The organism is Janthinobacterium sp. GW460-12-1-14-LB5 (assembly GCF_059423585.1).
Window position 1 is genome coordinate 41819 of sequence record NZ_JBWKYD010000002.1, and the last position, 25339, is coordinate 67157.

The following is a 25339-nucleotide window of genomic DNA, read 5'->3' on the forward strand; positions in this document are numbered from 1 at the left end:
CGATACGGCACGAATGGCTGGCGACTGCCGCGAACCTGCTGATCGGCAGACGATGCGGCCGTTATCGCGCCTGACCCTGCTGCCGTATTTCACTGGGTAGCGCGACCGTTTGCCTGTACTGGTGGCCATCGCCATCAGCCTGCTGTTGTCGTCGCCGGGGTTATTGTAGAACAAGGCCAACAGCACGGTGTCATCCTTGCTGGCGAGTCCGCATCGCTTGCGGACCTTGCTGCTTGCCGAGCGCCGGAAGCAGGGTACAGTAGTGTCCTGGCGTTTTTCCTGGTTCCCTTGAGAAAGTAAAGCATATGACCCACATCCCCGAGTCGCAATTCGCCGACCGAGTCCGCGCCAGTTTTGATTTGCAGAACGCCATGACCCTGATCCGGGCCAGCCTGCCCATGGTGGCGCACGGCAGCACGGAAATCCATGTGCCGCACTGGAGCGGCATCGAGCAGCAGCACGGCTTCGTGCACGGCGGCGTGGTGGGCATGATCGCGGACTCGGCCGCGGGTTACGCGGCCATGACGATGGTGCCGGACGGCGCGTCCGTGCTGACGGTGGAATACAAGATGAATTTGCTGGCGCCCGCCGATGGCGAGAAACTGATTGCGCGCGGCAAGGTGGTGCGTCCCGGCCGCACGCTGATCGTCACGCAGGCCGAAGTGTTTGCCGTCAAGGATGACAAGGAAACCCTGTGCGCGCTGATGCAGCAAACCATCATGGTGATGCACGGCAAGTCCGAAAAGACGTGAGCCCGTGCACCGGGCCACGCCGTTCAAGCGGCCTTGGCCAAGCCTTCCGCTTCCCGAGCAGCGTTGACGCTGTCGCGCTGGCCCACTCTTGCCAGGAAGGCTTGCAGATGCGCCAGCGCGGACAAATCCACGCCCACGTTCGGCGCCCAGCCGGTGACGACGAACATATAGGCGTCGGCCACGGTGAAGGTGTCGCCCGTCAGATAGGCACGGCCTTCCAGGCGGCTGTCCACATACTTGTACTTCTTGCCTAGTTGCTCGACGAACAAGGCCTTGGTGGCGGCGTCGAAGCGGGGATCGAACAGGGGACTGAACGATTTGTGCAGTTCGGACGTGATGTAATTCTGCCATTCCAGCACCTTGTAGCGGGCCGGGCTGCCTACGGGCGGCAATAAATCCTGCCTGCCGGCCTGTTCGGCGATGTACTGGGCGATGACGGGGCCTTCGCTCAGGGTCGTGCCATCGTCGAGCGCCAGCAGCGGCACCTGGCCTTTCGGGTTGAGGTCGTAGTAATTGCCACCTTCCTGCGTGCGGTGCTGGCCCAGGTCGACCTTCACGAGGGTGAAGGCCGCCCCCGTTTCGCGCAGGAGGATGTGCGGTGCCTGCGAGCAGGCACCCGGCGAGTAGAAGAGTTTCATGGCGATCCTTGAACAGGTGGGAAAGCAGCCACTATAGTCCTGCGCCGCCGCACGGTAAATGCGTGTTCGTGTGGTTCGCCGTTGACGCCCGGTTTAGCCTTGCGCTGGCTCAAAGCCGGGGATAGCGCAAGGTGTCGAGCAGCAAGGTAAACGCGGGCGAGGGGTGGCGCCGGCTCGGGTAATACAGCTTGTAGCCCGCATACGCGGGGCACCAGTCGTCGAGCACGCGGATAAGGCGGCCATCGGCGACGTAAGGCTGTACCACATCTTCCGCCATGCAGGCTAGCCCCAGGCCATCGAGCGCCGAATGCAGCCGCATGGCCATGTTGTTATAGATCATCTGTCCTTCCACGCGCACTTTCAGCTCCTGCCCATCCTTGGCAAATTCCCAGGCATACAGGCCGCCCAATGTCGGCAGGCGCATGTTGATGCAATTGTGCGCCATCAAGTCCTGCGGCGTGGCCGGCGGCGGATGGCGGCTGAAATACGCGGGCGAGGCGACGACGGCCATGCGGAAATCGGGGCCGATGGGCATGGCGATCATGTCCTTGGCCACTTGCTCGCCCAGGCGCACGCCCGCGTCGCAACGGGCGGCGACGATATCGGTCATGCCATTGTCGACGACGACTTCGATGTGGATGTCCGGGTAGTGCGGCAACAAGCGGGCGATGGCCGGCTGCAGGACGGTCAGCGCCGCATGTTCGCCCGCACTGATGCGGATGTTGCCGGCCGGCTTGTCGCGCCGTTCGCTGAGCAGGGCCAGTTCCGCCTCGATCTCGTCGAAGCGGGGCGCCACCGTGCGCAGCAGCTGTTCGCCCGCTTCGGTCGGCGAGACGCTGCGCGTGGTGCGCACGAGCAGGCGCAGACCGAGCCGTTCTTCCAGCGCGCGCACCGTCTGGCTCAGCGCCGACTGCGACACGCCCAGCTTGGCCGCCGCCCGGGTAAAACTGCCGGCGCGGGCCACGGCCACGAAGGCGAGGATGTCGTTGAAGTTGGTTTGTGCCATTCATTAATCCTGCTAATAAGTTCATGCGGACTTTAGCATCTATTCATGGTAATGGGGAAGGCATACAGTGGGGGCATGAAAAATCTCCCCGCTCACGCCGCCGCGCCGCACAAGGCGGCCATCCTCGCCATCATTCTCGTCAGCTATGTGATGATCGTGCTCGACACGTCCATCGTGCTGACGGGCTTGCCGAAAATCCATCAGGAACTGGGCTTTACGGACACGGGCCTGGCCTGGGTGCAAAGCGCCTACACCTTGACGTTTGGCGGCTTGCTGCTGCTGGCTGCGCGCGCCGGCGACGTTTTCGGCCGGCGCAGGATGCTGCAGCTGGGCCTGGCGCTGTTCACCGTGGCGTCGCTGGCCATCGGCCTGGCGCAGTCGCCAGCCATGCTGATCGCCGCGCGCGCCATCCAGGGCACGGGCGCGGCCATCCTGGCGCCGTCGACCCTGGCACTGCTGCAAACCACGTTTGCGGAGGGGCGCGAACGCACGCGGGCCATCGCCCTGTACAGCGCCGTGGCCGGCATCGCCGCCAGCGTGGGCCTGGTGCTGGGCGGCGTGCTGGCCGAATGGCTGTCGTGGAGAGTCGGTTTCTTCCTCAACCTGCCCATCGGCGCGGCCATGCTGGTGGCCGCGCGCCGTTTCATTGCGGAAAGTGACCGCAGCCGGGGCTCGTTCGACGTGGCCGGCGCCGCCAGCTCGACCGTTGGCATGTCGGCCCTCGTGTATGGCTTGATACGCTCGGCCGGCGCCGGCTGGGGAGATGCCTTGACACAAGGCGCGCTGGCGGCGGGCGTGCTGCTGCTGGCCGCTTTCATATTGATCGAGCGGCGCGCCGCGCAAGCCATCCTGCCGCTGAGGCTATTTTCCGATAGGCAACGCAACGCCGCGTACGGGGCCAGGGTGCTGTTCCTGGGCGCCATGATCGGCTTCTTCTTTTTCACCACGCAATTTTTGCAAGTGGTGCTCGGCTATCCGCCATCGTTGACGGGCCTCGCCTTCCTGCCCATGACTTTGGTCAACTTTGCCGTCGCCCTGTGCGTGCCGCGCTTGACGCGGCGCTTCGGCAATGCGCGCCTGCTGGCCATGGGACTGGGCTTGACCATGCTGGGCATGGCATGGCTGAGCCGTGTCGGCGCGGACACGGCCTACTGGCTGGGCGTGGCCCTGCCGATGGTGCTGATCGGCGCGGGGCAGGGCATGGCGCTGAGTCCCCTGACGGCGGCCGGCGTGGCCGGCGTGCCGGCGCGGGATGCGGGCGCGGCATCTGGCATCGTCAACGTGGCGCACCAGCTGGGCAGTTCGCTGGGGCTGGCGACGCTGGTGGCGATCTCGGCTGTTGGCGCGGGCCAGCTGGCGGGTGTGCCTTTGCTGGCGCACCGCGTCACCGTGGCCCTGGGCAGCGCGGCCGTCATGCTGGCGCTGGCCTTGCTGCTGGTGCTGTCATGCCGCCGGCGCGGCTGACCGTTCACGCAGCAACCGTCCGGGCCCTGCGGCCGCCGCATTTTTCGGAGTGCTCCTATAGTGCTTGAGTTGCAGGGGTTTTACACTTCACCCCGCAATGACACAGGAGCGTGGCCAAGAAAGGGGCTTCCAGGAACGGACTGGAAGCGCAAGCCGGCCAGGTCGCCTGTGGGCGTGCGGCCATGGCCGCTAGAGCTCCGGGCGCCCTCATCAAATCCTTGATGTACCGCATGCAATCTCAGTCAGTTGCACCAATCAACATCGTAAAGGTACCGTTATGAATATTGGCTCTTTGGTCAAATCGGGGGTGGCCGCCGCGCTACTGTGGGCAGCGACCGGCCCGGCCTTCGCGGTCACCTGCACCTACATGAACGGAATCCAGCCGGCGGTGGGCGCCATGCCGCTGCAGGTCTCGGCGATCACTGTCGGGCGCGATGTGCCGGTGGGCACCGAAGTGTATCGCCAGACATTCAACATGGCCAGCGGCCAGGCGGTGAGAGCGGAGTGCCTGTATCCTCCGTATCAACAATTTACCGAGTTTATGGTTGAGGCAGGTTCCGGCCAGGCCAACTGGACCAGCGGGATGTATGCCGGTAAAGTCTACCAAACCAGCATTGCGGGACTGGGGGTTGCCTTCAACAGTACGGGCGGTCTGCTGCCCAGACAGACAGGCAAGGTATGGACCACTTGTGAAGCGGGCTATCGCTGCATTGTTCCTTTTGATGGGCCTGCCAATTTTGAATTGATATTGATCAAGCTGGGCGACGTGGCGCCGGGCGTGCTGCGGGGCGACTCACTGCCGACCGTCAGCCTGTTCGGCAATTTCGGCGATGCGAGAGTGCTGGGATTCAAGATGGGCGTCTCCGGCAGTCTGCAGATTGTCTCGCGCACCTGCCGCACGCCGGATGTGGCGGTGGCCATGGGCACGCACCGGCCCAAGGCATTGACCGGGGTCAACAGCGCCACTGGGTGGACGGATTTTTCCATTTCCTTGAACAATTGCCCGGCCTTCCATGGCACAGTGAACAAGACTCCTGCCAGCTGGGTCTCGCAAAGCGGCAACTCGCCGAGAGGCACGGGTGGCAGCGGAACCAGCGACAATAACAGCCTGCAGTACCGCATCGATCCAGCCGGCGCCGCGATCAACCCGGCCAACGGCGTGCTGGGCCTCGATCCCAGCCCTGCGGGCCGTCCTCCCGCCGCCAGCGGCATCGGCGTGCAGGTGGCGACCACGGCCGGCACGCCGCTGCCGTTGGCTATCAAGCGAAGCAGCGGGCTGACCCTGAGCGCCAGCGACCGCAGTTATACCATCCCCCTGCGCGCGCGCTACCTGCAGACCGGGGCCAATGTGACGCCGGGTCCGGCGAATGCGTCGGCGACGTTCACGATCAGCTATGAGTAATGTTGTTCAGGAAGCCGGGGCTGGGCCGGCTGACGGCGTGCCGGTACAGATGCGGCGCCGCCTCGGGCGTCGTCCGGTAGAACAGGACAGCGCGCAGTGTCAAGCCAGCGCCGCGGCCGACCATTCGCGCAGCATCTGGCCGAACGCTTCGGCCGCCGCCGTCTGGCTGGCGGCACGCCGGAGCAACTGGAACTGAGCAGCGGGCAGGGCGGGCAAGCCAAACTGCCCATCGATGACGACCATGCCCGCTTCCAGGTCGCCTTGCGGCAGGGCCGTGATCGCCAAGCCAGCCAGCACGGCGGCGCGCAAGCCCTGCTGGCTGGGCGAGGTGAACGCCACGCGCCAGTCGAGGCCGGCGCTCTCGAGGGCATCGACGCCCACTTGCCGGTGCATGCACGGCGCCGGTGAAAACGCCAGCGGCAGGGGCGGCGCGCCGTCGTGGCGGAAATCCTGCGCCGCGGCCCAGACGAAGCGCGTGCGGCGCAGCACGGCCGCCTCGTCGCCGCTATTGGCCGGGGCCATGATGACGGCCAGGTCCAGCGCATCGGCGGCGACCAGTTTCTGCAAATCAAGATAAGTGCCGACCGTCACGTCCAGGCGCACGGCGGGAAACAGGTGCGCGAACTGCGCCAGCAGGGCCGGCAGGCGCGCGCCCATGAAATTTTCCGGCACGCCGAAGCGCACGGCGCCGGCGATCGAGGAACGCTGGAAGCGGCGCGACAGGGCATCCTGGGCCGCCAGGATCTGCCGCGCGTGGCGCAGGAAATCCTCGCCATCTTCCGTCAGGCGCAGGCTGCGCGTCGTGCGCACCAGCAGCGCCGTGCCCGCCTGATCTTCCAGGCGGCGGATCTGGTGGCTGATGGCGGACTGGCTCAGGTGCAGCCGTTCGGCGGCGCGCGTAAAGCCGCCCGTGTCGTGCACGGCCACAAAGGCGCGCAGCAGGGCGGTATCGAAGTCCATGGGTTTCCCGTGATTCATGATGAGAATGAATGAATTGTACAAAATTTTATCATTTCCCTCATGAGTCGAGGCTTTCTAGAATGGCGGCTCGCGGTGCGCCGTCTCTACGCGCCCCTCCATGACTACCGACATCAAGGCTTCGATGCTACCGACTACTTCGCAACAAAATGCACTGACCCTGGCCGCCGTGTGCCTGGCCTCGCTCATGTTCGGCCTGGAAATTTCCAGCGTGCCCGTCATTCTGCCCACCCTGGAAACGGTGCTGCATGGCGGCTTCAAGGACTTGCAATGGATTATGAATGCCTACACGCTGGCTTGCACCACCGTGCTGATGGCAACCGGTACCCTGGCCGACCGCTATGGCCGAAAACGCTTGCTGCTGGCCAGTCTGGCGCTGTTCGGCCTCAGTTCGCTGGCATGCGGCTGGGCCGGCAGCACGGGCGTGCTGATCGCCGCGCGCGCACTGCAAGGCATGGCCGGCGGCGCCATGCTGATTTGCCAGGTGGCCGTGCTGTCGCAGCAGTTCCCGGCCGGCGCCGCGCGGGGCAGGGCGTTTGGCGCCTGGGGCATCGTGTTTGGCCTGGGCCTGGGCTTTGGCCCCATCATCGGCGCGGCCATCGTCGCGCTGTCGAGCTGGCAATGGGTATTTCTCGTGCACGGGCCGCTGGCCGTCGTCGCGCTGCTGCTGGCGGGCCTGGGCGTGAGCGAATCGCGCGACCCGCAGCGGCGCAAGCTGGACGTGGCCGGCATCGCCACCCTGTCGCTGGCCGTGTTCAGCCTGGCCTGGTGCATCACGCAGGGGCCGGCCCTGGGATTTTCCGACCCGCGCAGCGTGGCCAGCCTGGCCGTGGCGCTGGCCGGTTTTGCCGCGTTTGCCGTCATCGAACGGCGCCAGCCTGAGCCGATGATCGATTTTTCCGTCTTTCGCATCCGCCGTTTCTCGGGCGCCTTGCTCGGTTCGGCGGGCATGAATTGCAGTTTCTGGCCTTTCATGATTTATCTGCCCCTGTACGTGCAATATGGCCTCGGCTACGGCAGCCTGGGCACGGGCCTGACCTTGCTCGCCTACACGGTGCCCACCTTGCTCATGCCGCCGCTGGCCGAGCGGCTGGCGCTGCGCTACCGGGCCGATGCGGTCATTCCCGCCGGCTTGCTGGCCATCGGCGCAGGTTTCCTGCTGATGTTGTGGGGCAGCCGTGCCGAAACTGCCACCTGGCTGACCATCCTGCCCGGTTGCCTGCTGGCCGGCACGGGCCTGGGCTTGACGAATACGCCCGTCACCAACACGACGACGGCCGCCGTGCCGGGCGAGCGGGCGGGCATGGCGTCCGGCATCGACATCAGCGCGCGCATGATCAGCCTGTCGGTGAATATCGCGCTGATGGGCTTTATTCTCGTCGCTGCCATCCAGTCGGCCCTGCGTCAGCATGTACCCGGCGGACTGGACGCGGCTACCTTGCGCGCCATGGCGGAGGATTTGTCGGCAGGCAAGGGCGCCGGCGCGCTGCCGGCCGGCGTGGCGAAGCTTGCGCTGGCACAAGGCTTTGGCGCCGTGATGCTGTACGGCGGCGTGGCCGCCTGCCTGTTCGCCGTGGCCAGCTGGCTGGTGTTTCGGGCCGGGAGGACGAGCGCGCCAAGGGGCGGGGAGGCTATAATCGGGTCACGTTGACAAGTGTTGCTCAACGTCATTACGAGGCCGCCCATGCATAAACTGATTTCCGAACTCACCCGCCTGTACCTGTTCGAGGAACAGCAGCACTACGTCGATGCGCAGGGCGGCGTCCAGCCGTTGACGCCGGCCGTGCTGGCGCGCCACCTGGCGGGCGAGCAGATGGTGGCGGTGCAGCTCGTGAGCGAACGCGGCCTGGCGCGCGCGCTGGTGCTGGAGTTTGGCGGCAAGGGCGGCGGCGAAGCGCACTGGAGCGCGCTGTGCACGATCGCCAATGCCGTGCAGCATGAGCTGGACTTGCCTGCGCCCGCCGTCAGCATCTCGGGCACGGCGTTCCAGCTGTGGCTGTCGCTGGCCACGCCCGTGCCCGCCGCCCAGGCGCGCCAGTTCGTGCAGCTGCTGCGCTCGACCTTCTTGCCCGCCTCGACCGACATCCTCGCCGTCGCGCCGCCAGACTACGTGGCGCAGGCGGCGCTGCCGCCGTGTTTGCAGCCGTCGGGCAAGTGGGCCGCCTTCATCCACCCCAGCATGGGCGCCGCCTTCGTCGACGAACCGGGCCTGGACATGCCGCCGCCACCGGCCGCCCAGCTGGGCTTCCTGGAAAGCTTGCGCAGCATCAACCCAGCCCAGTTCGCGCAGGCGCTGGCGAAATTGCAGGGACATGCGGGGCTGGTCGATGCCGTGCCTGCGCCCGTTCCCGTCGCCGCCGCATTGCCAGCAGCAACGTCCGCTACTGCGCCTGGCTTGCTGCTGCAGGATGCCACGCTGGAAGACATCGTGCGCTGGCTGCATGCGCGCCATATCGAGCCGACGTTCCGGCACCGGTTGCCGTAGCGGGGGCGCTCGCAGATGTCGGCAGCAGGCAGCTATAGCCGGCATTTTCCGTGTGAGAATCGGAGAGTATTGTTGTTGTAAGTTATTGTATTATGAGCAATTCTGGCAATCTTCATTTCCTGACAAATGAGCAAACGAGCAATGGTTTCATTAGCGATTTTGATTGCTACCTCTATCGTTATTTATACCCAATTGACGATTTTTGTCGTTCCACCTGTTGAGAGCCTGCCTGGCGGGATGACAATTGTTTTTCCTCGTCTGGGCAAGACCAACTTCATCGACAGTCCCGATGCGATGTGTGAACGTAATGCGGGCCAAGTCAGCTTGTTATGCCGTGGAACCACCCTTGGCGCCGTCGCTGCGAAGGCGAGAATAGTTGCGCGACTGCCATACAGCGAGACGCTTTATCGCATTTCTACCCGTGGCAATAATTCCGCCAAGTAAGCTAGTCATGCTCGGCGGTGGGGGCTGACTTCGGCCAGAAACGGACAGTCGGCAATTGACCAATTAAGCTTTACTCAGAAAGTCAGCATGTCTCACCGTGATCCTTTTGATGTTATTTCATCCACCGTTGATCTGGATGATCCGGTAGAGCACGGTGATGCTCAACGCTTTATGGTTAACGCCCTGGCTCGGGTGATCGAATGTCTACCCGTTACCGCGCAGTCTTCTGTTTTGGCTGCTAAACGATATCTTGAGGGCGCGGCAACGGATAGCGAGGCCTTAGCTGTCCGGATGAGGCTTTGGGAGACCATCCGAGGACGCGATATGTCGGATGACCCTGAGGTGTTGCGTATCAGAACCACGATTTGTGCGCTGCACGGCATGGACGCTGAAGCACCTTACGACAAGTTGGAGTACTTTCTGTTTTTTTGGGAGCGCAGCGGCTTAAGCATGGTCGAGCTAGCTGGAGCTATGTTCGACACATACGGCGTTGTTTATCACGACGCTTAATCTGCTGCGGTGGCATATGTCGAATGCGTCAGATCTATGTCTGCTGTGGGGCGAAAGCGGACACTACAGTGTAGCCGCAGCGTCGGGCCACTTTGCCATCTCCAGATAACATGCGGCCTGTGGCATAGCAGCCCTGGCGGCATTCATCTCAAAAGCATGCTGACTCAAGCCGCCATTTCCCTGGCCAAAGTCAATACCAATTCCTCCGCCCCCATTTCCCGCGCCAGCGGCGCGCCCTGGCCGGCCCATTGCGCGGCGAATTCGCTGTCGCCGTGCCGGCTTGCCAGCGCGTTCAACTGCTTGGCGGCATCGTAGGCGACGGGATAATCGGCTGGCGGCGGGCTGCCCGGCGCTTCGCCGTATTCGATCAGCCGGTTCACCATGCCGCGCGCCAGGCGGCCCGAGAGCACGCTGGTCAGGCGCGTGCTTGCGGCCCGCGCGCTTTGCAGGTTGGCGCGGTAGCCCGCATTGGCCGACGATTCCGGGCACAGCACGAAGGCCGTGCCCAGCTGCGCGGCTGCTGCGCCCAGGTCCAGCGCGGCGCGGATGCCTGCTCCATCCATGATGCCGCCGGCGGCGATGACGGGGAGGGCAGTGCGGCCTGCCAGCAGCCGCAGCAGCACGCTGGTGCTGTGGCGCTCGTCGGGCGCCTGCGGGTCGAACGCGCCCCGGTGTCCGCCCGCTTCCACGCCCTGCGCCACGATGGCGTCGACGCCCGCCTGTTCGATCAGCTGCGCCTCGCGCAGATTGGTGGCCGTGGCCATGGTGTAGATGCCGGCCTGGCGCAGGGCGGCGATCTGCGGCTGCGCCGGCAAGCCGAAATGGAAGCTGACGGCGGCGGGGCGCAGTTCCAGCAGCAGGGCAAACGCTGCCTCATTGCCGAGAAAGGTTTGATATATCTCATCGAGTGCCACAGGCACGGGCGCGCCCAGCTCCGCGAACAGGGGCGCCAGATGGGCCAGCCAGGCCGCTTCACGCCGGGCATCGCGTACCGCCGGCGCGTGGCAGAACACATTCACGTTGAAGGGGCGGTCCGTCAGCGCGCGGGTTTCCTCGATCGTCTGGCGCGCCTGCGCCACCGTGCCGGCGCCGATGGCCAGCGAACCGAGGCCGCCCGCATGCGAGACGGCGGCGGCCATGCGCGGCGTGGAGACGCCCGCCATCGGCGCCTGGATGATGGGGTGCTGCAAGCCGAGGCGGTCGAGGAAGCGCTGGATTGAAGTCATGATGTTTCCTTCATCAAGTTGAGGATGCCGCATTCAATTCTTATTTTGAGAATATAATAGCATGATAATTCTTAAATGGAGAACATGATGGACATGGAATCCCTGACGATTTTCTGTGCCGTGGCGAGTGAACTGAGCGTCACCCAGGCGGCAGCCAGGCTGGGCCGCGCGCCGTCCAGCGTGACCACGCGCATCCAGCAGCTGGAAGCCGATATCGGCGCCGAGTTGTTCGTGCGCACCAATAAACGCATGGCGCTGACGGCGGCGGGCGAGCGCTTTCTCGAGTATGCGCGGCGTTTGCTGGCGCTGGCAGACGAAGCCCGCCATGTCGTCACGGGCGGGCGCGAGGGCGGCACCTTGCGCGTGGGCAGCATGGAAAGCACGGCAGCCAGCCGCCTGCCGGCGCTGCTGGCCGCGTATCACGCCCGCCATCCGGACACGCGCCTGGCGCTGAGCACGGGGCCGTCGCGCCCCCTGATCGAGCAGGTGCGCACGGGTTTGCTCGACTGCGCTTTCGTCGCCTTGCCGCCAGCGTTCGGCGGCGCCGCCGCCCTGGAGGAGCTGGGGCTGGCATCGACCGCCGTGTGGCGCGAGGAACTGTGCTTGCTGCTGCCGGCCAGCGAAGGGCAGGCGCGGCGCCCCGCGGACGTGCGCACGCGCTCGCTGGCGGCCTTTCCCCAGGGCTGCACTTATCGCGGTATCGCCGAAGAGGTGCTGGGCGTGGCCGGCAGCACGCAGTGGCGCGTGCAGGAGCTGAGTTCGTATCACACCATGATCGCCTGCGTGGCGGCCGGCGCCTGCGTGACCGTGCTGCCGGCCAGCGTGCTGGCGCTGTCGGACGCGCCGGCCACCTTGACAACACTGTCCGTCGGGCAAGCCGACACGGTGCTCGTGTGGCGCGCGGGCTTCGACGTGCCCGCGTTCCAGCACTTGCTGGCGCAACTGGCCGAGGCGGTGCCGTGAGCGGGGCCGCCAGGCTGCGTGCGGCCATCGCCGCGGCGGCCATTCTTGCCATCGGCATGGGCTTCGGCCGCTTCGCCTTCACGGCCATCTACCCGCACATGGTGGGAGAGGGCGTCTTGAGCTTGCGCGACGGCAGCCTGGCCGCCTCGGCCAACTATGCCGGTTATTTGCTGGGGGCGATCCTGGCCATGCGCGCGCGGGCGCCCGGCGCGCACCGGCTGTGCCTGTGGTCGGTGGCTGGCACGGCGCTGTGCCTGGGCGTGCTGGCCTTGCCGATGCCCGTCTGGCTCATCGTGGCCGTGCGGGGCGCGGCGGGCGTGTTCAGCGCCCTGGCCATGGTGGCAGCCTCGCTGTGGCTGCTGGTGCAGCGCGGGCATGGCCGCGGCGCGCCGCTGCTGTACGCGGGCGTGGGCGCGGGCATTGCCGTGTCGGCCGAATTGCTGGTGCTGGCATCGCAGCTGGGCTGGCGCAGCGCCGGCATGTGGCTGCTGCTGGCCGGCGTCGCCGTGCTGCTGGGGCTGGCGGCCGCGCCCGCCATTGGCGCAGGCGGCCAGGCGACGCCGGACGCGCCGCCGCAAGCTGTTACATCGACCCTGGCGCCCGTGTCGCCATGGCCGCTGGTGCTGATCTACGGACTGGCGGGACTCGGCTACATCGTCACGGCCACCTACTTGCCCGTGCTGGTCGGCGCGGCCTTGCCCGGGCTCAATTCCGCCCACGTGTGGGCCGTCTTCGGCCTCGGCGCGGCGCCGTCGTGCTTCCTGTGGCACCGGCTGCACGAGCGCCTGGGCACGCGCCGGGCGCTCAGGCTCAATTTGCTGCTGCAGGCGCTGGGCGTGGCCTTGCCCGTGCTGGCGCCGTCGGCCGCCGGCTACCTGCTCAGCGCCATCCTCGTCGGCGGCACGTTCGTCGGCACGGTGACCATCGCCATGCCGGCCGCGCAGCGGGCCGCCGTCAGGGCAGGCACGAACATGATGGCCATCATGACGGTGGTGTATGGCGTGGGCCAGATCATCGGCCCGGTGCTGGCCGGCAGCCTGTATGCGCAGTCGCACAGTTTCAACAGCGCACTATTGGCGGCGGCCGGCGCGCTGCTGCTGGCGATTATCGTCAGCCTGCGGCTGTAGGCCGCCGCTTTAAATGCTCACTGGGAATTTTTAGGACTGTTCTGATTTCGGTCAAGAAAGTCTGTCGCTACACTTCAATACATCACGGGTTCGTGCCAGCCGCCATGCGCTTGGCATGCCCGGTTCCTGATCCCCCTTATTGGAAAGTAGCGGCAATGACCAAGCAAATACAGCAGCATTCTCCCCGCGTGACGGGATTGCGCAATCGGCTCCCCCTGAAGGGAGCCAACGGCTTTCGCAGCGCCGACCTGCTCGACGTGCTCATCGACTTTCTTGGATTGAAGAACGATGCGGCCCTGGGGCGCGAATTGCGGGTGTCGGCCCCCATCCTTTCCAAAATCCGGCATGGGGCATTGCCCGTCAGCGCCGCCATACTCATACGCATGCACGAGGTGAGCGGGCTGAGTATTCATGAACTGCGGGCATGCATGGGCGATCATCGCGCCAATTTCGGCATGCTCGACGACGAGAACAGCCAGTAAGAGGTTTGCCGCCCGGCATTCCTGGCGTCCCCGACTCTTTGTCCATCCATGCGCCTCAACCCAAGGAAAATTTCCGTGAAAACCCTCAGTTCCCCTGTGCGTAGCGAATTTCATGCCCTGCGCGTGCTGACCTTGACGCCTGATTCGGACAAGGGGGGGACGCGATGGCTGGGCACGATGCTGGGCGCCATCGATATCGCGAATGTGAAAAGTATCAACTCCCTGCGCTTGATTCCCTCGCTCTTGCGCGAAGGGGAGGTCGACGTGATCGTCGCGGATGTCGAACACGGTGGCCTGATGGTGCCGACCTTGCTCCAGACGCTGGATGCGGCCAGTCCGCTGGCGCGTTTTCCGCATGTGCTGTGGGTAGGCCAGCCAACGCTGCTCAATTTACTGCATGGGCAAGCTGCGGCGACGCTGGAAAAGCCGGCGGTGCCCCGCATCGGCGGCCTGTCCGTGACGGCGTTATTGGCGCATGCCCGCCTGGCGCATCGCGCAGGCATCAATGTCGGCATGGTCTACGGTGGCGGCAATGCCGCGTTTGCCGAGGCCTTGCGCGCCTTGCTGCTGGTCCCGCCGATCAAGCGGCAGGTATCCTGTTGCGTGCCACCCGATGGCCCGACGGAAGCCGACGTGATCGAGGCGTTGACGACAGGCAAGAATCTGCGCGTGATGCTGCAGCCGCAGTACGATTTGCGTACCCGGCGCATCATCGGCGCCGAGGCGCTGCTGCGCTGGAATCATCCCGGCGTTGGCGAAGTGCCTCCATCGGTGCTGATTCCGATGGTTAATCGCCTTGGCCTGCACCTGCTGTTGTTCAGCTTTATCGAGACGCGCGTGATCGACGTCCTGCTGGTGCTCAAGAGCCGCCAGGTGACGTTGCCCATCGCGCTGAATGCCTCCGCCGAAACGGTGTGTACGCCGGGTCTCGCGCAGCGGCTGGCTGAAAAAATGCAGCGGGCGGGCGTGCCGCCGCAGTTGCTGAAAATTGAATTGACTGGCGATCTGCCGGTCGCCGATGAGCTGCTGCTGTCCGCCTCGCTCAATATGCTGCGGGCGAAAGGGTTTCCCGTCTCGCTCGATGATTTTGGGCAAGGCTCATCGACCCTGAATCTGCTGGCCAGGATGTCCTTTGACGAGGTCAAGATCGACGGGGCGTTTGTGCGCGACATGAAAACCAGCGCTTCCGCGCAGGCCGTGATCGCCGCGACGGTCAATCTGGCACGGCTGATGAATCTGAAAGTGGTGGCGGAAGGTATCGAGGAATCGTCTTGCATCGAGGCACTGTGCCAGCTTGGCTGTCCCACGGGTCAGGGCTATGCCTTGGCGCGCCCGATGGAACTGCGGGACTTCTTCGACAGTGTCAGCAATAAATAATACGTGCCTTCTGGCAATGCAATAAAGGTAATTTTATTGCGGCTTGTGTCTGAAGCAGGAGGAATCGAAGCTTTTTTGTTGCACAGGAGCACCTATGTTAATAAACTGCATTTCGTATGGCGGCCGTGGCGCAAATAGGAGTAATCTCATCAAAAGAAACTTTTTTCATACAGCGTCTGGTCCTTCTCCATGCCGATGAAACGCTTACGAATTGCCTTGCTCGACGATCATGCCGTGGTGCGGCATGGTCTCGTGGCCCGCCTCACGGCGGAACAGGATATTGACGTCGTGGGCGCCTACAGTACCAGCCGCGAGCTGATGGCGGGCCTGCTCCTGAAGCCGGCTGACGTACTTTTGCTCGACTATGCGCTGGGGCCGGACGAACTCGATGGCGTCTCCCTGATCCGCGCGCTGCGGGCCAAATTTCCCGATTGCCCCATCCTGGTGTTGTCCACGCATCATGAGCCGGCCACGGTGGCGCTGGCCTTGCGCGTCGGCGCCCGTGGATTCGTCGGCAAGGGCGAGGACATGGCGGAGCTGGTCAAGGCATTGCGCAAGGTGGTGTCGGGCGCCGTGTACCTGAGCGCCGAGATGTCTTACCGGGTGGCGGAGGCCACCACCACCTTTGATGCGCGAGAAGGCGATGACGGCGCGGATGCGCTGCTGCTGGGGGCGGCGCTGTCGGCGCGCGAGCTCGAGGTGATCCGTTGCTACCTGGCGGGCATGACGGTGACGGAAATCGCCGAGAAATTCAAGCGCAGCATCAAGACCATCAGCTCGCAAAAGACCACCGCCTTCCGCAAACTGGGTGTGACGTCGAACAATGAACTGTTCAAGATCCGGCATACCATAGGGGACGCATGAGGCGCTGGCGTGCCAGCATCGTTGCGTTCCTGCTGGCTGCCTGTTGCACGGCGCTGCAGGGGCAGGAAAGGGTCTATCCGCTCAGCGCCGCCGAGCAGGCCTGGGTGCGCGCGCATCCTGTGCTGAAACTGGGCTTGCTGCAGAACCGTGCACCTTTCGAATCCATCCAGCGCGGCGCGACCGGGGTTGGCATCGGCCCGGAATACATCAAGGTCATTGAGCGGCATAGCAACCTGACCTTTGACATCGTGACCGTGGCCGATACGGACAGCGGCCTTGCCTCGCTGCGCGACAGACGCGTTGACTGTCTTCCCGCGGTGCGCAGCATCGGCACGCCGCCGCAGGTGCCCGGCATCAGCTACAGCTTGCCGTACCTGTCGACGGCAGCCATCGCCGCCACGCGTGAACGGGATGAGTCCCGTACCGATGGCATTGCATTCGATGGCAAGACAGTGGCGCTGCCAGCCGCGGAAGCTGGCCTGTTCGGCCCGTTCCTGCGCCAGCGCTACGGCGGCATGCGCATCGTCGTCAGCCCCACCATGCGTCAGGCGCTGGCGCTGCTGTCGAAGGGCGGCGCCGACGTCGCCATCGGCAGCAAGGCGCAGTTATTGCCGGGTTTAATGCGCGAGGAAGGTGCCGGCCTGCATTTTACGGAACTTCCCGTAGCCATGACGTCCGACGTGCGCATGGCGCTGCGCGATAGCGACCCCTTGCTGGAATCGATCGTGAATAAATCGCTGGCCGCGATGACCCCGGCCCAGATCCGGCTGGTACGCCAGGATTGGCTGGGGGCACCAGACGACGATCACTCGGGCATGCTGTTCGCGGTGGACCACTTTGGCGAGCATGTGGGCATTGCCGCCGCCTTGCTGCTGATCCTGGCGGGCCTGGCGTATCAGGCCTACAGCGCACACCGGCGTGCCTTGCGCAATGAACGCAGGGCGGCCATGTTCCTGGCCGTGATGAGCCATGAAATCCGCTCGCCCATGAATGCTGTGCTGGCGTCGGTGGAATTGCTGCGTTCCACGCCCATCAATGCCGAGCAGCGTCACTTTGTCGACCTGGCCAGCAACGGCGGGAACATCCTGCTGCGTTTGCTTGACGACGTGCTCGACGTCTCCAAGCTGGAGGCGGGGCAACTCACGCTCAGCCTGGATGCCGTCGATGTCGTGGCCCTGGCCAGCGACGTGGCGGCCTTGCAGCAGTTGCGGGCGCGCGAGAAGGGCATTACGCTCGCGGTGGCGGTGCCCATGGCGGTGCCGCGGCTGATGCTGGATGAGGCCAGGCTGCTGCAGGTGCTGCACAACCTGGTCTCGAACGCCATCAAATTTACGGCAACAGGCGGCGTCGAGATTCAGATTGCCATGCTGGAAGACGGGCAGGGGCCGGCGCGGCTGGAAATTGCCGTCGCCGATACGGGTATCGGCATAGCCGCCGCTGTGCAAGCGACCCTCTTCCGGCCGTATGTGCAGGTGGAGGGCACCTATAAGCGCTCGGGTGGTACCGGCCTGGGCCTGGTCATTTGCCGCGAACTGGTGAATCTGATGCAGGGCACGATCACCATCGACAGCGAAATGGGCAGGGGAACGCGCATGGTGATTTCCCTGCCTGCGGAAATGGCATCCGGGGCCGCTCCGGCGGTCGATGTGGCCGCTGCCAGGCCTGCTCCGGTGGGCGGCATGGCGGCGCAGCGCCTGTCCATTCTGGTGGTCGAGGATGTGCCGGCCAACCAGGCCGTATTGCGGGCCCAGCTCGCCAGCCTCGGCTGCGATGCGGATATTGCCGAGAATGGCGCCCAGGCATTGGCCAGTTTCAGCCTGCGCGAATATGACCTGGTACTGATGGATTGCGATCTGCCTGATATCGACGGCTACCGCGTGACAGTTGAATGGCGGCGGCGCGAAGCGGACCTGGAACAGGCGCGCTGCCCGGTCATCGCAATTTCCGCATCGACGGGAACGGAGCATGCCGAACGCTGCTTTGAGGCTGGCATGGATGGCATATTGAGCAAGCCGATCCGATTGGCGAAACTGCAGGATATCGTCGAACTGTGGTGCGACGTGACCTTGGAACTGCGTGCGCCGCCGCTGGAGACGTTGACGGTATTTGATCTGCCGCAAGTGCGCGCCGCGTTCGCCAACGATATGGGCGAGTTGCTGCAGGCCATGGTCATGCAGGAAAGGGATGCCGCCCTGCGCGCCGCGCACCGCCTGCATGGCGCGGCCCTGGCCATGCAATGGACAGAGATGGCGCAGCCGGCAGGGAAACTGGAGAGCCTGTTGCGCGACGCCGCAGCGCTGACCGACGCGCGTTGCAGCCCGCTCCTGCAGGCCCTGGTGGCCGCCTGGCGCACCCGTGGCCAGCATTGATTTCAATCGAAAGGAGCATCATGTCGCGAGGTATCAACAAGAATAAGAAAGAGGCAATGGGGATGTTGGCGTTGATGTTGCCTACTACCTTGCTGTTCCTGCTGCTGTCCGGCATGGATCCGACGACGTTGCCGTTGGCATCCCGGCCCTTGCCACTCGGCCTGCCTGCGACGCTCGGCAATTTTCCGATAGCCGCCGCGATCCTTTACATCAGCATGGGGTTGACGGGGCTGGTGCTGGCACTGCTGCCGGCAACCCTGTCGCGCAAGAAAACCTTGCTGTCCGGATTCCTGCTGCTGGCGGCGGCGGCGTTAATGGGCCTGTTTTCCCGCTCGCCCTTTGAGTTATGCTGCTGGAGTTTGCTGGGCGGCATCGGATGCACCATGAATATATGTGCCTGGATCAGCATAGGGGTCGCGCATTTTCCGCGCCACTGCGCGATGGTGGTGGGGCTCATGAACTGCCTTGCCGTGGCCAGTCATATAGTCGCTACCAAACTCGTCGCCATTCGCCAGGCCTTCAACGAGCAGGGGAAACTGCCCCTGTTACCGGCCCTGGCCGGCGTGCTCATCCTGATCCTTCTGTATATCCTGATCTGGCATCTCTTTCAGCAAGTCAGCGCCGCCGGTGAGCGAGGCTTCATCCGTCCCGAGGCCAGAAGTCCTGTGGGGGCGGTCTGGTCCCGCGGCCCGCTGCTGCTGTTTTTGGCTGCCATCTGCCTGCCATTGAGTACGGGCAATTTTGATTACCTGTATAGCGCTTACCTGCGCGAGACACTGGGATTGCCCATCAGGACGGCACAAATGGCGATGGGCATTGCCGTGATTTCAACCTTGCTGTCGCCGCTGGGTGGCTGGCTGGGGGACCGCTATGGCGCCATGAAAACACTGTTGCTGACGCTTCCCGTCACGGCTGCTGTCGGCGGCCTGATATTTCTGGGATGGCGTATGCCCTTGAGTATCCTCATGTTGCTGGTGTTTCTGGTGGGCCTGGGCCTGAGCGCGGTGTTCTATGTCAACATCCTGGCGGCCCTGATCCAGTCGGTGTCACCCATGCAGAACATGCGGGCGGCGGGCTTGTTCTATGTCGCGTTCAACCTGGGCATTCCTTTCGCGGATGTGCTTTTCACCCATCTGAAAGAGATGGTCGGCTGGACGTCGCTGGTGTTATTGCAGCTGGTCTGCCCCTTGATACTGGCCACCATGCTGGTCTGGCTGGCGCAGAGATGCCTGACGCCTGGCGATCAGGCGGTGCTGCCAGGCTGACCGGCCAGCAGCCTTTCACCTCGCCTGCAAGCGCCGTCTTGCAGGCGCTCCCCACAGTTTTCATCCCCGCACTGCCTCCCCATTCGCTCCAGTCACGCCGCAATGCCAGCTTGCCATGCAGGCAGCCTGCCTCCTGCGCATGTCGTCGCCGAGGCGCATAAAAGCGCCGTTTGTCCGGCGGCGCGGATTTTTAAGACCATTCTCATATCGACAAGTATCGCTGCTCTGTACAGTACGAATCTGCATCAACAGCCGCGTTTCCACATTAATTGGTGCGCATCTACCTTTATCTTTCAGGAGTAGTCTCAATGAAATCCCAAGCCCGTATCTTCGCCGTTCTGCTGGCCGCCGCTGCAACCCAATCCGCTTTCGCTTCCGACGGCACGATCAATTTCACCGGCGAACTGGTTGACTCGACTTGTGTCGTCACCGTCAATGGACAGTTTGCTTCTTCGGCTGCCACCGTCGTCACCTTGCCGAAGGTTTCGGCCGCCGTGCTGAAAACGGTGAAGCAAACTGCAGGCCAGACCGGTTTCAATATCCAGTTGAGCGCGTGTACCGGCAGCTCGACGACGGCCGCCGCGTATTTTGAAGCGGGCCCGGGCGTCAATCCGCTGACCAACAACCTGTTCAGCAAAGGCGGCGCCAAGAATGTTGAACTGCAATTGATCGATGCCACTAACAACAAGGAGATCAAGGCTGGCGATTACAGCCAGGAAAAAACCACCAGCCACATCCAGAAAAATGCCGTTGGCTCCACGGTTTTGCCGTATGTCGTGCAATACATTGCCACTGGTGAAGCCACCGCCGGCACCGTGATCGGCACCGTGACGTATTCGATCAATTATCAGTAATCACACCACCACGCAAGCGTGTCACCGTCCGAAGGGCGGGGCGAGCTTGCGGCATTCATTGGGGAATCTGCGCATGTCTCGTCATTATTCACTGCAACGTCCGTTCTTGTTGAGCCTGGCCTTGCTGTTTTGTTCTTCGTCCATGGCCAGCGTGGTGATTACCGGCACGCGCCAGGTATATCCGGCCAAGCAGAAAGAGATTACCGTCAAGCTCATTAACGACGGCGGCCAGCCGGCGCTGGTGCAGGCGTGGCTCGACAGCGGCGATGTCGCCTCGACACCGGCGACCGCCAAAGCACCCTTCGTGCTGACGCCGCCGCTGGCGCGCATCGATCCGGGCAAAGGCCAGAGCCTGCGCCTGATGTTTACCGGCGCTGCCTTGCCATCGAATAAGGAATCCGTGTTCTGGCTGAACGTGCTGGAAATTCCGCCCAAGGTAAAGGAGTCCGGTGAGAATACCCTGCAGATGGCGTTCCGTTCGCGCATCAAGGTGTTTTATCGCCACGAGGGACTGGCCGGCTCTCCTGACGAGGCTATCGAACAGGTGCAATGGCGTGTTGTTTCCGCCGCTAATGGGCAAGGTTACGCCCTGGAAGCTTACAACCCATCCGCTTTCCACGTTTCCCTGGTGGCCCTGACCCTGGTGGCGGGCGCCGAGCGCAACGACAGCGAAGACGGGATGGTCGCGCCGGGCGAAAAAAAGCAGTTTTCCCTGCCAACCTTGAAGACCTTGCCGGCCGCCGGCGCGCAAGTGGAATTTAATGCGATCAATGATTACGGTACCCAGGTACCGACCCGGCGCGTCCTGTCGGCGCCGGCCGCACGGCTCGCGCCTTGAGGTACGGTATGAGCCATACCCGCTTTCAGATCCGCTATCGTCCGCAACGCAGCAATCGCCTGGCCGTCCATGCCCTTGCGCACACGGTGGTCAAGGCACTGGCAGTGGGTTCTTGCGTGCTGGCCATACCGCCCGCCCGCGCCGATGAAGTCGATTTCAATGGCGCGTTTTTGCCCGAAGGCTCACGCAGCCTGGATCTGGCCGTGTATCAAAAGGGCAATCCGGTGTTGCCTGGTACTTACCGTGCCGATATCGCCCTCAATGGCCAGTTGAAAAACCGCCAGGATATCCAGATTCACGCCAATGACGACGGCAGCAATCCCGTCGTGTGCGTGTCGCGCAAGCTGCTGGAATTGCTTGGCGTCGACATGGCGCGCCTGTCGCCGGAAGCGATAACCTTGCTGGACGCGGGCAACTGTGCCGAGCTGGGCAAGCTGATCGAGAATGCGACGGCCAGGTTCGTGCCCGAGAGTCAGCAGGTCGACATCAGCATTCCGCAGATTTCGCTGCGGCGCGATGCGCGCGGCTATGTCAGCCCGGAACTGTGGGACAGCGGCGTCACGTCTGGCATGCTGGGCTACAATTTCAACAGCAATCACAGCAGGAGCGGCGATGCCGCCTTCAATTCGGCCTACCTGGGCCTCGACGGTGGCTTCAATCTGGGCGCCTGGCGCCTGCGGCACAAAGGGGCGCTGAGCTGGCAGCAAGCGGGCGGCAGCCGCTATCAGGTGCTCGATACCTATGTGCGGCGCGATATTACCTCGCTGAAAAGCCAGCTGACCTTGGGCGATTCCAATACCAGCGGCGAGATTTTCGATACCCAGTCCTTCCGCGGGGTGCAGTTGGCCAGCGATGACCGCATGTTGCCGAACTCGCTGCGCGGCTACGCGCCTGTCGTGCGCGGCATCGCCCGCACCAGCGCCCGCGTGACGATACGCCAGGCGGGCAATATTTTGCTGGAAACGACGGTGGCGCCGGGCGCCTTCGTCATCGATGACCTGTACGCTACCGGTTATGGCGGCGACCTGAACGTGACCGTGTCCGAAGCCGATGGCAGCGAGCAGCGCTTCGTGGTGCCATATGCGGCCGTGACGCAGCTGCTGCGCCCGGGAACGGTGCGTTTCGGCGCGACGGCTGGCGTGACGCGCAACAATTACCTGAGCGAGCAGGCGCGTTTCCTGCAGGGCAGCGTGCAATACGGTTTGAGCAACAGCATGACGGGCTACGGCGGCGCGCAAGCCAGCGCGGACTACCTGGCGCTGCTGGGCGGCATGGCGTTTGCCACGCCGATCGGCGCCATGTCGGTCGATGTGAGCCATGCGCAGACGGACCTGGCCGCCAGCAAGGCCAAGGGCCAGAGCATGCGCCTGTCGTACAACAAGAATATCCTGAGCACCGGCAGTAATTTTTCGATGGCCGCCTACCGTTTTTCCACCAGGGGCTACCTGGATTTCGCCAACGCCATGCAGGTGCTCGACGCCGAGAAAAAGGGCTATGCCTCCAGCATGCTGGACCGTCCTCGCAACCGGCTGTCGCTGACGGCCGACCAGAGCCTGGGCGAGTGGGGCAACCTCAGCATCAGCGGCTATGCACAAAACTATTGGAACCGGACCGGGCAGGATTTGCAATACCAGCTCAGTTATAACAAGCGGGTGGGGCGCATCAGCTATGGCATCAGCGCCAACCGCGGCAGAATATCCTCCGGCGGCATGGAAAACCGCTTGCTGTTTTCCATGAGCATGCCGCTGGGCAGCAGCACCAGCGTGGACGTGCCGCAAATGGCGGCCCAGCTGTCGCGCAATGCCGATGGCCGCTACAGCCAGCTGGCCACCGTCAGCGGCACTGCCGGTGATGAACGCCAGTACGGCTATGGGGCTTCGGTCAGCCGCGACGGCGCCAGCGGCACCAGCAGCGGCACGCTGAATGGCCAGTACACGGGAGCGCGGGCGTTTGTCGGCGGTTCGCTGGGGCGCGGCAAGGACTATACCAGTGCTTCGTTGAATATGAGCGGCAGCGTGGTGGCCCATCCTGGCGGCGTGACCCTGTCGCCGCACCGCGGCGAAACCGTGGCCGTGGTGCATGCGCCTGGCGCCGCCGGCGCCAAGGTGGCCGGTTATCCCGGCCTCAGGCTCGATGCCAGCGGCAATGCGGTCGTGCCGTACTTGCGTCCGTATGAGTTGAATGAAGTGGCGATTGATCCCATGGGTTCGTCGATGGATGTGGAACTGCGCGAAACGAGCCAGCAGGTGGCGCCGCGCGACGGCGCCGTGGTGTTCCTCAAGTATGGCACCAGCACGGGCCGCGCGATCCTGTTCCATGTGCGCCTGGCCGGCGGCGGCGTGCTGCCGTTTGGCGCCACGGTCAAGGATGAGCAAGGCCAGGCCGTGGGCATGGTGGGCCAGGATGGCCAGCTGTACGCGCGCCTGCAGGAAAATAACCGGCAATTATCGATTTCCTGGGGCGGCAAGGCGCATGAGCGCTGCAGCATGCCTATCGCCGCCTCGCTGCTGCAGGGCGAGGGGGGCAAGCTGCGGCAAGCCGATGCCGTGTGCGTGCCGGAATTGATCAATGCCAAGGCGGTCCCCGGCGATGAACGCCGCGCCGAGCTGCTTGGCGGCACGCATACGCTCGAGATCTTCGTCAATGGCCAGCGCATGGAACGACGCGAGGTGGCGTTCCTGCCGGTGGCCGGAGAAAGCCGTCCCTCGCCTTGCATGAGCACCGTGGATTTGCAGGAGTATGGCGTGCAGCTGTCCAAAGAGCAGTTGCTGCTGCCATGCCAGCAGGTGCTGGCATCGATTCCCGGCGCCAGCTGGAGCCATGCAGCTGCGGTCCAGCGCCTCGACCTGCAAGTGCCGGCGGCATTGCTGGCGGCACGCGCGCCACGCCAGGGCGCGCAACTGGCCGCTGCAAGCATCATGCAGAAGAGAAAGCCATAAAGTCGCGCAATGGTGGCATCTTGCCGCCATGCCGGCAAGATGCCATGCAAAAAAAACGGCGTGCCAGTGATGGCGCGCCGTTTTTGCGTGATGAGCGGCCATGCCGCGCGTCAGCAATCAGTGCCGGGGACGCGAGAGTGCCCGTAGTTCGCCGATGCTCAGGCCCGATGCCTCGTGCATGCGTATCAGCATGTCCGTATCGACTGCGGTGCTGCCTTTTCTCAGCTTGCTGATCGCGAAGGGCGGAACGCCCAGCTCGCGCGCCAGGCAGGCGTCGTTGCGCAGTCCCATGTACGAGAGCAGGCGTTCGACCAGCGCCACGCCATCATGCGTGTGGACGGCTGTCGCGGCACCCATGGCATCGGTGGTCAAGGTCAGCGGTAATTGCTTCATGTCGGTCATGTCACATTGCCTTCATTGCCATTGCCACAGGCTTTGTCAGTTGATGCTGGATAAATTCTTCGCGCTCCATCGGGCGTGCCAGCGCATAGCCCTGGCCGACGCGGCAGCCGATGCCCAGCAACGCTGCCAGCACGGATTCGCTTTCGATGCCTTCGGCCACCAGTTTGAGGTTGAGCCTTTGTGCCAGTGAAACGAGGGTGGCGACGATCGCATGCGCATGGCTATTGGTTTCCATGTCGCGAATGAAGGCGCCGTCGATCTTGACTTCATCGAAAGGCATCTTGAACAGGACGTTGAAGGTGGCGGACCCGGCGCCGAAATCGTCGAGCGACAGGGGGAATCCCTTCGCCCGCAAGGTGTTGAGGCAGCCCGACAGGCGCAGTTCGTCGAGGACCGGCAAGTCTTCGGTGACTTCGACTTTCAGCAGCCGCGTCGGCAGGCAGGCATCCCACATCCTTGTGGTAAGCATATCTGCCATGCCGGGCGTGCACACGGTATCGATCGAGGCGTTGACGGCAACTGGCACGTCGGCACCTTGACGGCGCAAGTGCTGCAGCACTGCGATGACTTCCTTGACAACCAGGTCGAACAGCGGCAGATGCAGACCGAGCCGGTTGACCATGGGAATGAGTACCGTCGGCGGTACGCTGCCATGACGTGGATGGTGCCAGCGCAGCAGTGCTTCTGCGCTGACAACGCGCCGGCTGTGCAGGTCATACTGGGGCTGGTAGACGACACGCAGCCCTTCGCCCGAGTGCAGGGCATCGATGACGTCCGCGTCGCTGGGCACTTGCGCGGATTTTGTGCGTTCCTGCGGCCCATTGCCGGGCATGGCGAAGGGGAGCACCGGCAGGCGCTGCCTCACCGTGATGGATGGAAGGGCATATACGGCAGCGCTCATGGCGATTTTCCCGACAGTTTAAGATGGGGAAAGTATAGGAAGTTCATCATCCA

General features: G+C 63.9%; 23 protein-coding genes. 17 read left to right on the top strand and 6 right to left on the bottom strand.

The window, feature by feature from the left end; all coding sequences use genetic code 11:
• The first annotated feature begins 305 nt into the window (after nt 1-305).
• Entirely contained in the window at nt 306-752 is a 447-nt protein-coding gene (locus AC07X6_RS02055) for a PaaI family thioesterase (protein ID WP_494789920.1), read from the top strand.
• Nucleotides 753-775: 23 nt separating this feature from the next.
• Here the strand turns inward: AC07X6_RS02055 and gstA are convergent, their stop codons facing one another.
• Together gstA and AC07X6_RS02065 are read right to left on the bottom strand one after the other, a co-directional pair.
• The gene (gene gstA / locus AC07X6_RS02060) at nt 776-1390 is read right to left on the bottom strand and encodes a glutathione transferase GstA (protein WP_494789921.1); all 615 of its coding nucleotides are present in this window, start codon (nt 1388-1390) and stop codon (nt 776-778) included.
• A gap of 109 nt (nt 1391-1499) precedes the next feature.
• A complete protein-coding gene (locus AC07X6_RS02065; protein ID WP_494789922.1) occupies nt 1500-2396 on the bottom strand; it encodes a LysR family transcriptional regulator in 897 nt (298 codons plus the stop codon).
• A gap of 75 nt (nt 2397-2471) precedes the next feature.
• On the opposite strand from AC07X6_RS02065, the gene AC07X6_RS02070 reads away from it, so the two are divergent.
• Complete coding sequence (locus AC07X6_RS02070) at nt 2472-3860, top strand: MFS transporter (protein WP_494789923.1); 1389 nt, start codon at nt 2472-2474, stop codon at nt 3858-3860.
• A 277-nt stretch (nt 3861-4137) separates the two neighbouring features.
• On the top strand, nt 4138-5262 hold the full coding sequence (locus AC07X6_RS02075; RefSeq protein ID WP_494789924.1) for a fimbrial protein: 1125 nt from the start codon (nt 4138-4140) through the stop codon (nt 5260-5262).
• Nucleotides 5263-5361: 99 nt separating this feature from the next.
• Here the strand turns inward: AC07X6_RS02075 and AC07X6_RS02080 are convergent, their stop codons facing one another.
• Nucleotides 5362-6222 (bottom strand): LysR substrate-binding domain-containing protein, encoded by an 861-nt coding sequence (locus AC07X6_RS02080; protein WP_494789925.1) that lies wholly within the window; start codon nt 6220-6222, stop codon nt 5362-5364.
• A 118-nt stretch (nt 6223-6340) separates the two neighbouring features.
• Between AC07X6_RS02080 and AC07X6_RS02085 the strand changes: the two genes are divergently transcribed.
• From AC07X6_RS02085 to AC07X6_RS02100, 4 genes are all read left to right on the top strand, one after another.
• Complete coding sequence (locus AC07X6_RS02085; RefSeq protein ID WP_494789926.1) at nt 6341-7891, top strand: MFS transporter; 1551 nt, start codon at nt 6341-6343, stop codon at nt 7889-7891.
• 33 nt (nt 7892-7924) lie between these two features.
• The gene (locus AC07X6_RS02090; RefSeq protein WP_494789927.1) at nt 7925-8725 is read left to right on the top strand and encodes a TOTE conflict system archaeo-eukaryotic primase domain-containing protein; all 801 of its coding nucleotides are present in this window, start codon (nt 7925-7927) and stop codon (nt 8723-8725) included.
• A gap of 141 nt (nt 8726-8866) precedes the next feature.
• Nucleotides 8867-9169 (top strand): hypothetical protein, encoded by a 303-nt coding sequence (locus AC07X6_RS02095; protein ID WP_494789928.1) that lies wholly within the window; start codon nt 8867-8869, stop codon nt 9167-9169.
• 87 nt (nt 9170-9256) lie between these two features.
• Nucleotides 9257-9679 carry a hypothetical protein gene (locus tag AC07X6_RS02100; RefSeq protein WP_152615268.1) on the top strand — a complete coding sequence of 141 codons (423 nt, stop codon included), beginning with the start codon at nt 9257-9259 and terminating at the stop codon, nt 9677-9679.
• A gap of 164 nt (nt 9680-9843) precedes the next feature.
• Here the strand turns inward: AC07X6_RS02100 and AC07X6_RS02105 are convergent, their stop codons facing one another.
• Nucleotides 9844-10905: an NAD(P)H-dependent flavin oxidoreductase gene (locus AC07X6_RS02105; protein ID WP_494789929.1), complete on the bottom strand. Its 1062-nt coding sequence runs from the start codon at nt 10903-10905 to the stop codon at nt 9844-9846.
• An 87-nt stretch (nt 10906-10992) separates the two neighbouring features.
• Here AC07X6_RS02105 and AC07X6_RS02110 point away from each other — a divergent pair, with 87 nt between their 5' ends.
• The 10 genes from AC07X6_RS02110 to AC07X6_RS02155 all read left to right on the top strand — a co-directional run bounded on the left by AC07X6_RS02110 (nt 10993) and on the right by AC07X6_RS02155 (nt 23983).
• On the top strand, nt 10993-11868 hold the full coding sequence (locus AC07X6_RS02110; RefSeq protein WP_494790079.1) for a LysR family transcriptional regulator: 876 nt from the start codon (nt 10993-10995) through the stop codon (nt 11866-11868).
• The gene (locus AC07X6_RS02115; RefSeq protein ID WP_494789930.1) at nt 11865-12995 is read left to right on the top strand and encodes a YbfB/YjiJ family MFS transporter; all 1131 of its coding nucleotides are present in this window, start codon (nt 11865-11867) and stop codon (nt 12993-12995) included. The genes AC07X6_RS02110 and AC07X6_RS02115 overlap by 4 nt, the downstream gene beginning before the upstream one ends.
• A 155-nt stretch (nt 12996-13150) precedes the next feature.
• Nucleotides 13151-13477, top strand: a complete 327-nt coding sequence (locus tag AC07X6_RS02120) for a hypothetical protein (RefSeq protein WP_494789931.1) — start codon at nt 13151-13153, stop codon at nt 13475-13477.
• A gap of 75 nt (nt 13478-13552) precedes the next feature.
• Complete coding sequence (locus AC07X6_RS02125) at nt 13553-14854, top strand: EAL domain-containing protein (protein WP_494789932.1); 1302 nt, start codon at nt 13553-13555, stop codon at nt 14852-14854.
• Between the two features lie 189 nt (nt 14855-15043).
• Nucleotides 15044-15718 carry a response regulator gene (locus AC07X6_RS02130; protein ID WP_494789933.1) on the top strand — a complete coding sequence of 225 codons (675 nt, stop codon included), beginning with the start codon at nt 15044-15046 and terminating at the stop codon, nt 15716-15718.
• On the top strand, nt 15715-18087 hold the full coding sequence (locus AC07X6_RS02135) for an ATP-binding protein (protein WP_494789934.1): 2373 nt from the start codon (nt 15715-15717) through the stop codon (nt 18085-18087). Before AC07X6_RS02130 ends, AC07X6_RS02135 begins: the two co-directional genes overlap by 4 nt.
• A 20-nt stretch (nt 18088-18107) precedes the next feature.
• The gene (locus AC07X6_RS02140) at nt 18108-19352 is read left to right on the top strand and encodes an MFS transporter (protein WP_494789935.1); all 1245 of its coding nucleotides are present in this window, start codon (nt 18108-18110) and stop codon (nt 19350-19352) included.
• A gap of 272 nt (nt 19353-19624) precedes the next feature.
• Entirely contained in the window at nt 19625-20206 is a 582-nt protein-coding gene (locus AC07X6_RS02145) for a fimbrial protein (protein ID WP_489627627.1), read from the top strand.
• Nucleotides 20207-20279: 73 nt separating this feature from the next.
• On the top strand, nt 20280-21044 hold the full coding sequence (locus AC07X6_RS02150) for a fimbrial biogenesis chaperone (protein ID WP_494789936.1): 765 nt from the start codon (nt 20280-20282) through the stop codon (nt 21042-21044).
• 8 nt (nt 21045-21052) lie between these two features.
• Complete coding sequence (locus tag AC07X6_RS02155) at nt 21053-23983, top strand: fimbria/pilus outer membrane usher protein (RefSeq protein WP_494789937.1); 2931 nt, start codon at nt 21053-21055, stop codon at nt 23981-23983.
• Between the two features lie 117 nt (nt 23984-24100).
• On the opposite strand, the gene AC07X6_RS02160 is transcribed toward AC07X6_RS02155, so the two are convergent.
• Nucleotides 24101-24385, bottom strand: coding sequence for a helix-turn-helix domain-containing protein (locus AC07X6_RS02160; RefSeq protein WP_494789938.1), 285 nt, complete (start codon nt 24383-24385; stop codon nt 24101-24103).
• A gap of 1 nt (nt 24386) precedes the next feature.
• Entirely contained in the window at nt 24387-25286 is a 900-nt protein-coding gene (locus AC07X6_RS02165) for an EAL domain-containing protein (protein WP_494789939.1), read from the bottom strand.
• Nucleotides 25287-25339 lie beyond the last annotated feature (53 nt).